The following is a 12,962-nucleotide window of genomic DNA, read 5'->3' as shown; positions in this document are numbered from 1 at the left end:
CATCGTCGGAAGGATTAGAACCGCGTTCGCGCCAACATCTCCAGCACGGGCCCTCGGGCCATGCCTGGCCCTTCGCGCCAAAAATGACTTTCGTCGACAGGAATGTATAGCAGTGCTGCTGACACTTAGTTGATGGGATCGGGCTTTCGCTCCGGACAGCGCTGCTGACCACGCCTCTAACGCGTAAGAAGGGCAGCACATGACTAGACCACGCTCCTGGCCAGCGTCGATCCTAGGATCACTGATTGGTCTGATCGGATTAGTTCTCGCTGTCGGTGGCATCTGGCTCGCTGTTCTGGGCGGTTCACTCTATTATTTTCTAACCGGCGTGGCGATGCTCGTGGCCGGTGTTCTTCTTTTCAGAGGGCGAGTGACAGGCGCATGGCTGTATATCGCCATATTCGCTGTCACCTTGCTTTGGGCATTCTGGGAAGTCGGAGGGAATGCCTGGGCACTCGTGCCGCGGGTTGTGGCACCGCTAGTGCTGCTGATCGCAACGATCCTCATCATTCCGACGTTGACGCAGACGCGATATCGCTGGCGCTTTGCAGGGGTTGGCGCGTTTGGTGCCGTGGTTCTCGCGGCTATATTGTTTACATTTCTGGGCACGCGGCCGCGATCGGTCGCCATGCTTCCAGCGGCCAGCAGCAATGCGATGGCCGATCCATCGGGGCAGGCAACTGGTGCCGACTGGCCATCCTATGGCGGTACGGGCGCAGCGCGGCGCTATTCGGCGCTCAGCCAGATCAACCCCGCCAATGTCGGCAAACTCGAACGCGCCTGGCTTTTCCATACCGGCGATTTGCCTTCGGCGCGCGCAGAGGGAACCTATGGCGCAGAGACGACGCCGCTCAAGGTCGGCAACACCCTGTATCTGTGCACCCCCAAAAATATCATGATAGCACTGGACCCTGTAACCGGCAAGGAACGCTGGAGGTTCGATCCTCAAGTTCCCGACGAAGCCATCCCCTATACTGCAGCATGCCGCGGTGTGGTTTACGCCACCACGACGGGCGCGTCATCCAACGCCGCATGCGCAGCGCGCGTTATCGAAGGTACGCTGGACGCCCGCTTGATCGCCGTCGACGCACGGACCGGAAAACCCTGTAGCGATTTCGGAACGAACGGCCAGACCGACACCAAGATCGGCATGGGTAAAACGCCTCCGGGTTATGTCTCGATCACTTCGCCTCCGACGCTCGTCAAGGGCGTTCTCGTTGTCGGGCATCAGATTCTGGATGGGCAGAACCGTTGGGCACCCTCTGGCGTAATCCAGGGATTCGACGTTGTTACGGGCAAGCTGCGCTGGGCGTGGGACATGATGCATCCCGAGTGGGACGGCTATCCGCCCGCCGGCCAGGAATGGGCACGTGGCACACCCAATATGTGGACGATGGCGAGTGGGGACGAGCAGCTTGGACTGGTCTATCTGCCCATGGGCAATGCGTCTGCCGACTATTTCTCCGGCTCGCGTAGGCCTCAGGAAAATCAGTTCGCTACTTCACTGGTTGCGCTTGACGTCACCACGGGCAAGCCCCGCTGGCGCTTCCAAGCGGTGCGGAAGGACGTGTGGGACTATGACTTCGGGGCGCAGGCCACGCTGGTTGATTATAAGGGCGTGCCCGCCCTTGTTTTGCCTTCCAAACAGGGCGACATCTATATCCTCAATCGGGCAACCGGCCGACCACTGACTCCCGTGGGGACCATCAAGGCGCCAGGAGGCGGCGTCGAGCCCGCTGAGCGTGCGAAGACACAGTCCGTGTCGCTATGGCATACATTGCGGCAACCCGACCTGACGGAGCGGGATATGTGGGGCATGTCCCCGATCGATCAGATGATATGCCGCATCCAGTTCCGCAGTGCCAGTTACAAGGGATTCTTCACGCCCCCAACCAGCGAGAGGCATTCGATCGAATATCCCGGTTATAATGGCGGCACCGATTGGGGTGGCGTTGCGGTAGACCCCGCGCGCGGCGTCATTGTCGCCAATTATAACGACATGCCGAACTATGTCCGGCTCGTTCCCCGCGCCGAAGCCAACAAGCGTGGATGGGCGCCGCGTGATCAGGCGCGTGGCAAGATCGGCGGCGCCGAAGGGGCCGGTGATCCGCAAGCCAACACACCCTATGCGATCAACGTCAATGCCGGGTGGCGGCTGCCATTCACCGGCATGCTGTGCAAGCAACCTCCTTACGGTGGGATTCGCGCAATCGACATGGCAACGGGCAAAACCATCTGGGACCGACCGCTAGGTACCGCGCGCACCAATGGGCCGTTCGGCATACCTTCCATGCTACCACTGACGATCGGCACGCCCAACAATGGTGGATCGGTCGTGACGGCAGGTGGCGTTATCTTCATCGCGGCCGCGACCGATAATCTCATCCGCGCGATCGACATGCGCACGGGCAAGACCTTGTGGCAGGACGTGTTGCCGGGTGGCGGTCAGGCTACGCCGATGGTCTATCAGGGGGCTGATGGGCGCGAATATCTGGTCATCATGGCTGGCGGTCATCATTTCATGGAGACGCCGGTTAGCGATGCCCTTGTCGCCTACGCGCTTCCGCGATGATCAATTTGCGATGCTATAGTCCGAGGAAAGGAGCGGCATGATGTCATACACGCGCTTCGCCGCGATGATCGCGGTCTCGACGCTCGTGATGTTCGGTTTGATGTACTTGAACACCTATGTGTTCGGGCACGTCCTGTTCAGTCAGACCCGCATGTGGATGGCTCTGCTGATGGGGTCCGTGATGGCCGTCCTGATGATCGCATTCATGTGGGGGATGTATCCCAATCGACGCTTCAACATCGGGATCGTCATTGGCAGCGTGATCGTGGCCCTAGCATCGCTCTGGCTGGTTCGCAGCCAGGAGACCGTGTCTGACGTCGCCTATATGAAGGCGATGATCCCGCATCATTCCATTGCGATCATGACCAGCGAACGGGCTCACATCAAGGATCCGCAAGTGCGACGTCTCGCCGATGGCATCATCGATGCACAGATCCGCGAAATCGCCGAAATGAAACAGATGATCGCGAGATTGGAGGCACAACCGGCCGGAGCTGGAGCAAACGACCTGCCGTCCTACCGGGATCGTGATGTCCCACCCCCTCCGCCACAAACGGACGCCAGCACGGGGATCGACACGCTAGCACCGATCCAGTGATGCCTAAATGACCGAAAGGGCAAGCGAAACAGGCGTGCGCAGCAGCATTCGGGCCAACATCGTGCTGATTTGCGCGCTTGTTGCAAATGTCGGCATCGCGATCGCGAAGTTCCTCGCTGCGGGAATTACCGGATCCTCGTCAATGCTCTCCGAAGGTGTTCACTCTCTCGTCGACAGCGGCAATCAGATACTCCTGCTCTACGGCCAGCATCGCGCCAAGCGGCCGTCGGACATGCGGCATCCGTTCGGCTATGGGCGGGAGCTTTATTTCTGGGCGTTCGTGGTCGCGATCCTCATTTTCGCGCTTGGCGCGGGCATTTCGGTCTATGAAGGCTGGCAGCATATTCGCGCGCCCGAGCCGCTTAGCGATCCCACCGTCAACTATGTCGTTTTGGCCATCGCGATGCTGCTCGAGGGCACATCGTGGACCGTTGCAGTCAAGGAATTTGCCAGCGTCAAGGGCGATTTAGGTTGTGGGAGGCGGTGAAGCAATTGAAGGACCCGGCAGCGTTCATCGTCCTGTTCGAAGATTCGGCGGCTCTCGCTGGCTTGTTAGTGGCGGCTGCCGGTGTGTGGGCGAGCCATGCCTGGCGCGATCCGCGGATCGATGGCGTTGCATCCATTGTGATAGGGGTCATTCTCGCTGCTGTTGCCGTGCTGTTGGCGCGAGAAGCCAAGGGTCTTCTTATGGGGGAACGCGCGGACCCGCAGGTCGTTGAACGGGTGCGAACGCTCGTTGCAGGTAGCGCCGGGTTGACAGCAGTGAACCATGTCCGCACGATCCACACAGCCCCGGATTCCGTGTTCGTCGCGATTAGCGCTGATTTCGACGATGCGCTTACAATGGGTGAGGGCGAAGCGCTGATTGAGCGGATCGAGGCGCGCCTTCGCGAAGAATTCACGGAATTATCTTCGATATACATAAGGCCGGAAAGATCGGAGGATGCGCTGGCTGCAAGGGCGAACAGGAAAGCCAGCGCACAGGAGTCGACCCGGTACACTGTGGGTTCATCCGAATCCGACAAGAATCGCGGAGCCGGACGATGATGACGTTGGCGCGCAGAATTGCGGCATCTGGCCCGCTTCTCGCCCTTGGTGGTTGCGCCGCGTTTAAGCTCGGCGCGATGAATGCGGCAGGACCCATCGCCGAAGCAGAATGGAATCTCTATACGGTGGTCGCCATCGTGCTGATATTCGTCGGCGGGCCGGTGCTGCTACTCGCCCCGATCATCGCATGGCATTATCGCCGTTCCAACACAGAAAGCGCGTTCAGGCCCGAGTGGAATTTTGCCTGGCCGCTCGAATTTTTGATCTGGATTCCGCCCACCGCAATCGTGGCCGGACTTGGGATGTTGCTGTGGCGATCGACCCACCGGCTGGATCCCTATCGGGCCATTTCATCCTCCCAATCGCCCATGATTATCCAGGCAGTCGCGCTCGACTGGAAATGGCTATTCATCTACCCCGACGCGCATATCGCGACAATCAACCGCATGCCGATACCGGCAGGGCGGCCGATCCGCATTGAGCTGACCAGCGGCACCGTCATGCAATCGCTGTTCGTTCCAAGGCTCGCCGGCCAAGTGTATGCGATGGCGGGGATGCGGACCGAACTCAACCTCGCGGCGAGCAAGCCCGGCGTCTACCGGGGTGAGAACTCGCAATATAATGGCCAAGGCTTTGCGCGACAGAAGTTCGACGTCGTGGCTTTGCCGCCAGCAGACTATCAGCATTGGGTAGAGCGCATGCAAACGCAGGCCAGCGCATTTGATGGAGCAGTCTATGACCACTTGTTCAAGCCGTCGATGCTTCCCAAGTCAGCCTATTATTCCGCAGTCCCAGATGGCGTGTTCGGTCGCATCCTTGACCGCAGCCGGATGTCGATAGCGGCGGCGCGGAGATGACAGGCGGAATCCGGCCCGCTCTGCTCGGCGGTCTCGACTGGCAGTCGCTGGCGTTTGTGCGCGCCTGGCAGAATCCGTCGCTCAGCGAATTCATTGGTGCGGGTGCGGCGGCGTTGGTGGTGGTCGGCGCGGTGGCGGTCGTGGCGATGATCACCGTGCTCGAAAAGTGGCGATATCTGTGGCGCGAGTGGTTCACCAGCCTCGATCACAAGAAGATCGGAATTATGTATGTGCTACTATCCTTTGTGATGCTGTCACGTGCGCTTGCCGAAGCCGTGCTTATGCGCGTTCAGCAGGCGACGGCCATACAAGCTCCCGGCGTCGTTGATCCTGAGCACTTCGCCCAATTGTTCAGCACGCACGGCACCATCATGATCTTTTTCATGGCGATGCCGTTCCTGACCGGCATCATCAATTATGTTCTTCCGCTCCAGATCGGCGCGCGCGACGTATCCTTTCCGCTGCTCAATTCAATCAGCCTGTGGCTGACTGGCGGTGCTGCTGCACTGATGATGGCGTCACTAGTCGTTGGCCGTTTCTCGACCGGCGGGTGGAGCGGCTATCCGCCCTTCACCGAGCTCGCCTTCAATCCAGGCGTTGGTCCCGATTACTGGATTTGGGCAATCACGCTCGGCTCGATAGGATCGACGCTGACCGGGCTCAACTCCGTCACGACCATCTACAAAAAACGCTGTCCGGGTATGACCGCGATGCGGATGCCGTTGTTCGTGTGGACGTCGCTGTGCACCAGCATCCTGATGATCTTCTCGATGCCGGCACTGACCGTGGCGACTGCGCTGCTCGCGCTCGACCGCTATCTGGGGTTTCATTTCTTCACAAATGACCTTGGTGGCAACATGATGAATTACGCCAACCTGTTCTGGCTGTTCGGGCACCCCGAGGTCTATGTCCTGATCCTGCCGGCATTCGGCATTTATTCGGAAGTGGTCTCGACCTTTTCGTCCAAAGAGCTGTACGGCTACACGTCCCTCGCGATCGCCACGATCGCAATTTCAGTGCTGTCGTTCACGGTCTGGGTCCATCATTTCTTCACCATGGGGCAGAGTGCGAACGTCAACGCTGTCTTCGGCATCGCGACCATGGCCATCGGCGTGCCGACGGGCGTCAAAATCTACAACTGGATATGGACGATGTTCCGGGGCGAGGTGCGCTTTACCGTGCCGATGCTCTATGCGCTGGCGTTCATGATGACCTTCGTACTCGGCGGATTGACCGGCATCATCCTGGCGTTCCCACCACTCGACTATCTCGTCCACAACACACTGTTTCTGGTCGCACACTTTCACAACATGCTGATCCCGGGACTGCTGTATGGCCTGCTCGCGGGCTACCACTACTGGTTCCCCAAAGCATTCGGCTTCCGGCTCGACGAACGCTGGGGCCGGGTGTCGTTCGGATGCTGGGTGGCAGGTTTTTATCTGGCGTTCATGCCGCTTTACGTGCTCGGGGCAGCTGGCATGACGCGGCGCGCAAGCGAAGTGCTGGAGCCCGCATTCCGGCCGTGGCTCTATGTCGCTGGAGTCGGCGCGCTGATGTTGCTTGCCGCTTTGGTCACGTTGTTTGTGCAGCTTTGGGTGAGCGTGCGGCAGCGGGACGCGAACAGCGTGCCGGTGGGTGATCCGTGGGACGGGCGCGGGCTCGAATGGTCGGTATCAGCGCCGCCGCCGGAGTATAATTTTGCGGTGATACCCCATGTCGCCGGGCGCGATCCGTTCTTCGACGGAAAGCGCAAGGATCACCCCTATTTCGCGCCAGGGCCTTATAAATCCATCGAGATGCCCCGAAACAGCGCCGTGGGTCCGATATTGGGCGGCCTCGGCGCTGCGACAGCCTTTGCCCTCGTCTGGCATATCTGGTGGCTTGCCGTGGTGGGGTCGATCGCGGTGGTCGCGACGGTAATCGCGCGCAGCTTCATCCGCGACGTAAACCGCATAATCCCAGCCGAAGCAGTCGCGCGGATCGAGACGGATTGGCACGACACATTGGCAGGGGTTGCGTCATGCCCGCGCGAGCTCGAAACGATGTCGGTCAACCGCGGCCTGGCGCACATTCCGGCATGAGCGCGCGGCGGGCCGGCCATCCCGGACTTAATCTCGGCGAGACCGACGCATCGACGCACGCGCAGGCCGGGCATGACGTTTTCGGCTTCTGGATATTCCTGATGAGTGACGCAGTGATCTTTGCGTTGCTGTTTGCGACATATGGCGTGATGCTAGCTGGAACCTCCTGGGGCCCGGAACCTGCCGACGTCTATAAGATCGTTCCAGCCTTTATCGAAACGGTCATCCTGCTCACCAGCAGCCTCACCTTCGGCATGGCGTCGATTACGCTGAAACATTCGCGCGGGGTCCGTCCGCTCATGGCGTTGCTTGCAGTAACGCTGGCCCTCGGCCTCGTTTTTCTCGCAATGGAGCTCCATGATTTTGCGACCATGATTGCCAACGGCGCAGTGCCAAGCCGGAGTGGGTTTCTATCGTCCTTCTTTGCGCTGGTATCGCTGCACGGCGTGCACGTCCTGGCCGGGTGCCTTTGGATCGTGGTGATGATGGTGCAAATTCCTGCCTTCGGTCGCGATCCACGGATAAAGATCAACATGCTGCGCCTGGGTCTGTTTTGGCACTTCCTCGACATTGTCTGGATCGCGATATTCTCGCTGGTCTATCTTCAGGGGCTGGCACGATGAGCGATCCCAACAGCGGCCCGGCTGCCGAGATTGTCACTTATGGCATCGGTTACGTCACCGCGCTCGTGCTGACAGTGTGCTCCTTCGCTCTTGTACACTGGGCACCGTTCAATGCCGCCACGACGCTCGGCACCATCCTTGGTCTCGCACTGCTGCAAGTCGTGGTCCATTTCCGCTGCTTCCTGCATGTCAGCCTGCGGAAATCTGCACGCGAAGACCTTCAGCTGATTATGTTCTCAACGCTGATCATCGCGCTGATGGTCGCGGGTACTTCGGTCGTGCTGCTTAATCTACGCCACCGGATGATGTGATTCACATCTCGCCATCGCGCCGTGGTGAAACCTGATCGACTGTGAAGCGCCGTTCGCCGGTGCCAAAAAAACGGGAAAGACCATGACACGCCAGCTGCCCGAAATCGCTGTTATCACCGAACGCATACGCCCCTGGGATGCAGTGAGGCCATCGCGCCATGAGTGAGGTCGCGACGCACGTCACGGGGATGGCCTTGCGCTGGCGCTGGGTAGCACGACTGCTGCTCCGCCGGATATGGTTTCGCGCAGCCCTGTTCTCTCTATCCTCGGTCGCGTTGGCATTGTTGGCGGCATTCGTTGCGCCTTTTATTCCTTATGACATCAGCACCAAGATCGGCTCCGACGCAGTCGACAACATCCTGGGCATTCTTGCTTCGTCGATGCTGGCGGTAATGACCTTTTCGCTTACAGCTATGGTTTCCGCCTACTCTGCCGCCCGTGGCGCCATTACTCCGCGCGCGACCCAGCTCTTGGTCGAGGATTCGACTGCGCAAAATGCCCTGTCGACATTCATCGGGGCGTTTCTGTTCTCCATCGTTGGCATCTGCGCGCTATCGACAGGTATTCATGGGAAATCGGGCCGGGTCATCTTGTTCATCGGCACGATCCTGGTCATCGTCATCATCACGCTACTGCGCTGGATTGGGCACCTTTCCAGCTTTGGTCAGGTTGGCAACACGATAGACCGCGTCGAAAAGGTGGCAAAGGCTTCGATAGAGCGATCCGGTTTTGGAGTCGCCGCTGTACCGCGAACAGCAATCCGTACCGCTCGCACGCGGGCGGTTTTCGCCAATGAAACCGGCTATGTCACCCATATCGACATGAAGGCACTCGACGAAATTGCCTGCCGTCTCGATTGCGCGATCGAGATGCGCTTAATGCCAGGAGCATTCGTATCCGCCAGCCGGGAGATCGTCCGGCTGGATCACGAGGATTCGGATTGCGATCATGACATCCGTGCAGCATTTACCCTGTATCATCGTCGCCAGTTCGATCACGATCCACAACTGGGCCTCGTCGTGCTATCGGAGATTGCGTCACGGGCATTGTCGCCTGCTGTGAACGACCCGGGAACAGGTATCGCCGTTCTGGGGTCGGGCGTCGGGGTAATGACTGCATTGCTGAGCGGCGGCACGGCGGAAGTGTTGGGCCGTGATCTCGTGCGGCTGCCGGACCTCAGCATTGCCGACCTTCTCGATGACCTATTCCGCCCCATTGCTCGCGATGGCGCAGGAGTCGTAGAGGTAGCCATCAGGCTTCAAAAGTCCCTGGCCGAAATCGCTGCCGCAGCGCCGGCGGCGTTCGGCTTGCTGGCAGTCCGCGCGGCAGATGCGCTGAGCCGCTGCGAGGCCGCGATGACGTCAAGCGCTGATCTGGAAAGCGTGCGAGCATCGTATCTTGCGCACTGGGTTGATCGAAGATCGTCGGCAGGGAAACCTGATCGCGCCCCAGAGGTTATCGGCTGATGGAGGCAGGCACTTTCTCGCCCATCCATATCTCCTGGGCCGAAGCGCTGCTTCGTATCGGCGCGTCGGTTCTCTTGCCATTGCTGATCGGTCTTGACCGCTTCCTTCGACGAAAGCCGATTGATTTTCGTCCATTCATGATCGTTGCTCTAGCTGCTTGTTCGCTTTCGTTGTCCATCATGGAACTTGCTGCGCGAACCTCCGGGCCGGATGTCGACCTGGGGCTGAGCCGTGTGTTCTCGGGCGTGATCACAGGCATCGGCTTCCTCGGTGCCGGCGCGATGTTCCGTGAAGACAGCTATGTGAAGGGTGCGGGCTCGGCTGCTTCGATATGGGCCGCGGGCGCGATCGGCCTCATATGCGGTGTCGGCTTGCTGTGGCTGGCAGCTGTGTTGGCCGCCGGAGTGCTGATGGTACTGATCGTGAGCGCTCCCTTCACCGGCAAGTATGACGCGGAGTAAAGGGAAACCGAAGGCGTCCGGCGACGTTCACCTATCATGTTTTTCGAGGATCTTTATGGGCTGCTCCGCGTAGCGACGGTCTCGCTTCTGGCTTATCCCGCTCTTATCATCATCTTGCGAGTTGCGGGCAAAAGATCGCTTGCCAAGCTCAACGCGTTCGATCTGGTCGTAACCGTCGCGCTCGGGTCTACTTTAGCGACCGTGCTTCTCAGCAAGGACGTCAAACTGGCAGAGGGGGTTTTGGCTTTCAGCATGCTTGCTGGACTGCAATGGATGGTCGCGCGTGTTTCAATATCGAGCCGCTGGTTCCGGGGACTGATCCGCGCCGAACCCCGCTTATTATTTAGAAACGGCGAATATTTGCACAGCGCCATGGCACAGGAGCGCGTGACTGCCGATGAGGTCGATGCGGCGGTGCGCAATGCGGGACACGGGCGTCTCGATGCCGTGGCAGCAGTCGTCCTTGAGACGGATGGCAGCATGAGTGTGATCACCGGCAATGACGATAAGCTAACCGCCCTTCACTCCGTACAAAGCTAAGTTCGTTCGAACGGCGGGTTCTGGCGAAGCACGTCGTTCATCGTAACTTTCGCGAAAGGTTGAAAAGTCCCAGACTTTGCCCATAAAAAACGACCCTTCTTTGCCGTTCAGCGTCGAAATGAGCGATCCCGCGTGCGGAAGGTCCGCTCATTAACGGGCCGACAGCTTAGCGCCGTGTCTGTCTCTCGCTATCGTGAACAGCGAGAATAGAGTTTGGCGACTTGCCCTGACCATTCAAACTCTCTATCGCGAATCACTATCATTAGCGAAGCCGATAAGGGGGTTATCTTGTCCATATTCCGCGCGGCGCTGTTTGTGTCTGTTTCCTTCTGCGCGTCGGTGGCTTCTGCGCAGGACGCCCCCGCGTCGGCGCCGGATGTGGGCACGGCCGAGAGCGATCAGATCATCGTAACCGGCCGCGCCCAGCGCCTCTACCGCACAGAAACCACCACCGTCGGAAAAAGCGCCGAAGATCCGCTCGACATTCCGCAGGCCTTGCAGGTGATCAACAAGGATCTGTTTGCCGATCAGGGCGCGCGCGACGCGACCGACATCTATCGCAATATTTCTGGCGTCAGTTTCTTCAGCTATGCAGGGGTCACCTTTCGCGGATTTCGCCAGGACCAGTCCTTCTACGACGGGATGCGTGGCAATCCGTTCATCGGCTTTTCCGTGCCGCAGCTGTTCAATATCGAACGGGTAGAGGTGCTGAAGGGACCGGCTGGGCTTTTCTTTGGTCCCGGTTCGCCCGGCGGCATCATCAATTATGTGTCGAAGGTGCCCGGCGACACTAGCGCCATGCGTCTGGTGGCGACGGCGGGCAATTATGATCGTCGCGGTATATCGGCTGAAGCGACCGGCCCGATCGACAAAGACGGAATCGTCACTTACCGCCTCGGCGGCTTTTACGAGGCGATGAATCCCTATCGGCGCAATACGAAGAATGTATCGCTGATCGGCGATGGCGGCCTTGCCATCAAGACCAACGACGGCGGCAAGCTGACGCTTCAGGCCACGGTCTATGACAATGATCTTCAGGCCAACCGTCTGCGCGGCATATTGACCGATAATGACGGCAATTTTCTGACCGATATTCGCTGGAATGCCAACGAACCCACCGACTTTCTCCACCTCAAGTCGCAGGCCTATCAGGCGCGGTATGCGACCGCGATCAGCGACCGGGTCACGTTCGACGCAGGTGTCCGCTATTTCAAAGCGACCGAGACGCAGCAATATCATGAGCCGCGCGGACTGGTGGCGGGTAGCGACGATCTGGTCGCGCGCGAGTTTCGCGACCAGATCCGCAATGTCGATGGCCTGTCCTTTTCCGCCAATCTGACGGCGCGGGTCGATCTGCTCGGGATGGAGCATAAATTCCAGACCGGGGCGGACTGGTATGACGAAACGAGCGTGCTTAATTCGCGTATCCTGCGGGCGGGCGTGACGCCGCTCAGCCTCAGCAATCCTGTCTACACCAACAGCGCGCGCGATGTCGCGAGGGCCGCTTTGCTGCCCTTCACCGTCACGGATACGCGCACGAAGCGCCAGGGCGCTTATCTGCAGGACCAGATCAGCCTGAGCGAAGCCTTCATGCTGGTCGGTGGCGTGCGCTACGACAAGTTCGAGGACGCGGTTGTCAACGCTGCTTCTTATGAGGATGAGGATATCACCTTCCGCGCCGGCGCGATCTACAAGCCGCGCAAGGATGTGTCCGTCTATCTGAGCTGGTCGCAAAGTTTCGAGCCACAGACGGCCGCTAGCCAGAATGGCGATGTCGGTGGTCCCTTCGCGCCTGTTACCGGCGACCAGTTCGAAGGCGGCATCAAGACCGACCTGTTAGACGGCAGGCTCCAGGCCAATCTGGCGGCCTACCGCATCGTGCGCAAGAATATCCTCCAGGCCGATACCAGCCTGCCGCCCGTCAACGGCCAGGACCAGTTGCGCCCGATCGGCGAGGTGACGAGCAAGGGGTTCGAGATCGACCTGTCGACCGACATAACCGCCAATTGGGTGGCGCTGGTCAATTATGGCTATAACGACACGAAGATCACCGGCACGATTGCGGGCCAGGCGATCACCAATGCCGTCGGCAATCGCTTCGCCAATGCGCCCAAGCATAAAGTGGGCTTCTGGACCCGCTACCAGGTGCCGGCGATCGACGCCGCCTTTGCGGTGGGCGGTGAACATGTGTCGAAGCGGATCAGCCTGTCGGGGCAGACCGTCAAGCCCTACACGATCTTTGACGCATCGATCATCAAGGGGCTTGGCTTTGCCGAACTGATGCTGCGCGTCGATAATATATTCGACAAAGTCTATGCGGCATCGGGCTTTTCTGCGCAGAGCGGGCACTTTCCCGGCGAGCCGCGGACATTCCTGGCCGAACTGCGCTTTCAGTTCTGACCATGG

Annotated in this window: 10 protein-coding genes and 1 pseudogene; all 11 read left to right on the top strand. The window is 59.5% G+C overall.

Features of this window, described 5'->3' with window-relative positions; all coding sequences use genetic code 11:
* The first annotated feature begins 199 nt into the window (after positions 1 to 199).
* The 11 genes and pseudogenes from IWY39_RS18145 (at position 200) to IWY39_RS18095 (ending at position 12,956) form a co-directional block, all read left to right on the top strand.
* Entirely contained in the window at positions 200 to 2,572 is a 2,373-nt protein-coding gene (locus tag IWY39_RS18145) for a membrane-bound PQQ-dependent dehydrogenase, glucose/quinate/shikimate family (RefSeq protein WP_107126037.1), read from the top strand.
* Between the two features lie 37 nt (positions 2,573 to 2,609).
* Positions 2,610 to 3,170, top strand: coding sequence for a DUF305 domain-containing protein (locus IWY39_RS18140; RefSeq protein ID WP_196871670.1), 561 nt, complete (start codon positions 2,610 to 2,612; stop codon positions 3,168 to 3,170).
* A 7-nt stretch (positions 3,171 to 3,177) separates the two neighbouring features.
* A pseudogene (locus IWY39_RS18135) lies at positions 3,178 to 4,118 on the top strand (cation diffusion facilitator family transporter); the annotation flags it as partial.
* 95 nt (positions 4,119 to 4,213) lie between these two features.
* A complete protein-coding gene (locus IWY39_RS18130) occupies positions 4,214 to 5,074 on the top strand; it encodes a cytochrome ubiquinol oxidase subunit II (protein ID WP_229380761.1) in 861 nt (286 codons plus the stop codon).
* The gene (locus IWY39_RS18125; RefSeq protein ID WP_107126038.1) at positions 5,071 to 7,155 is read left to right on the top strand and encodes a cbb3-type cytochrome c oxidase subunit I; all 2,085 of its coding nucleotides are present in this window, start codon (positions 5,071 to 5,073) and stop codon (positions 7,153 to 7,155) included. Before IWY39_RS18130 ends, IWY39_RS18125 begins: the two co-directional genes overlap by 4 nt.
* Positions 7,152 to 7,778: a cytochrome c oxidase subunit 3 gene (locus IWY39_RS18120; protein ID WP_107126039.1), complete on the top strand. Its 627-nt coding sequence runs from the start codon at positions 7,152 to 7,154 to the stop codon at positions 7,776 to 7,778. Before IWY39_RS18125 ends, IWY39_RS18120 begins: the two co-directional genes overlap by 4 nt.
* Entirely contained in the window at positions 7,775 to 8,089 is a 315-nt protein-coding gene (locus tag IWY39_RS18115) for a cytochrome o ubiquinol oxidase subunit IV (RefSeq protein ID WP_107126040.1), read from the top strand. The genes IWY39_RS18120 and IWY39_RS18115 overlap by 4 nt, the downstream gene beginning before the upstream one ends.
* Positions 8,090 to 8,247: 158 nt before the next feature.
* Positions 8,248 to 9,555, top strand: a complete 1,308-nt coding sequence (locus IWY39_RS18110) for a DUF2254 domain-containing protein (RefSeq protein ID WP_229380762.1) — start codon at positions 8,248 to 8,250, stop codon at positions 9,553 to 9,555.
* Entirely contained in the window at positions 9,555 to 10,016 is a 462-nt protein-coding gene (locus tag IWY39_RS18105; RefSeq protein ID WP_107126041.1) for an MgtC/SapB family protein, read from the top strand. The genes IWY39_RS18110 and IWY39_RS18105 overlap by 1 nt, the downstream gene beginning before the upstream one ends.
* Positions 10,017 to 10,052: 36 nt before the next feature.
* On the top strand, positions 10,053 to 10,556 hold the full coding sequence (locus IWY39_RS18100; protein ID WP_107126042.1) for a DUF421 domain-containing protein: 504 nt from the start codon (positions 10,053 to 10,055) through the stop codon (positions 10,554 to 10,556).
* A gap of 288 nt (positions 10,557 to 10,844) precedes the next feature.
* Positions 10,845 to 12,956 carry a TonB-dependent siderophore receptor gene (locus IWY39_RS18095; RefSeq protein WP_107126043.1) on the top strand — a complete coding sequence of 704 codons (2,112 nt, stop codon included), beginning with the start codon at positions 10,845 to 10,847 and terminating at the stop codon, positions 12,954 to 12,956.
* Positions 12,957 to 12,962: the final 6 nt, after the last annotated feature.

Origin of the sequence: Sphingobium sp. JAI105 (assembly GCF_015752145.1) — a bacterium.
Classification (GTDB): domain Bacteria; phylum Pseudomonadota; class Alphaproteobacteria; order Sphingomonadales; family Sphingomonadaceae; genus Sphingobium; species Sphingobium xenophagum.
This window is presented reverse-complemented; position numbering and strand designations above follow the sequence as displayed.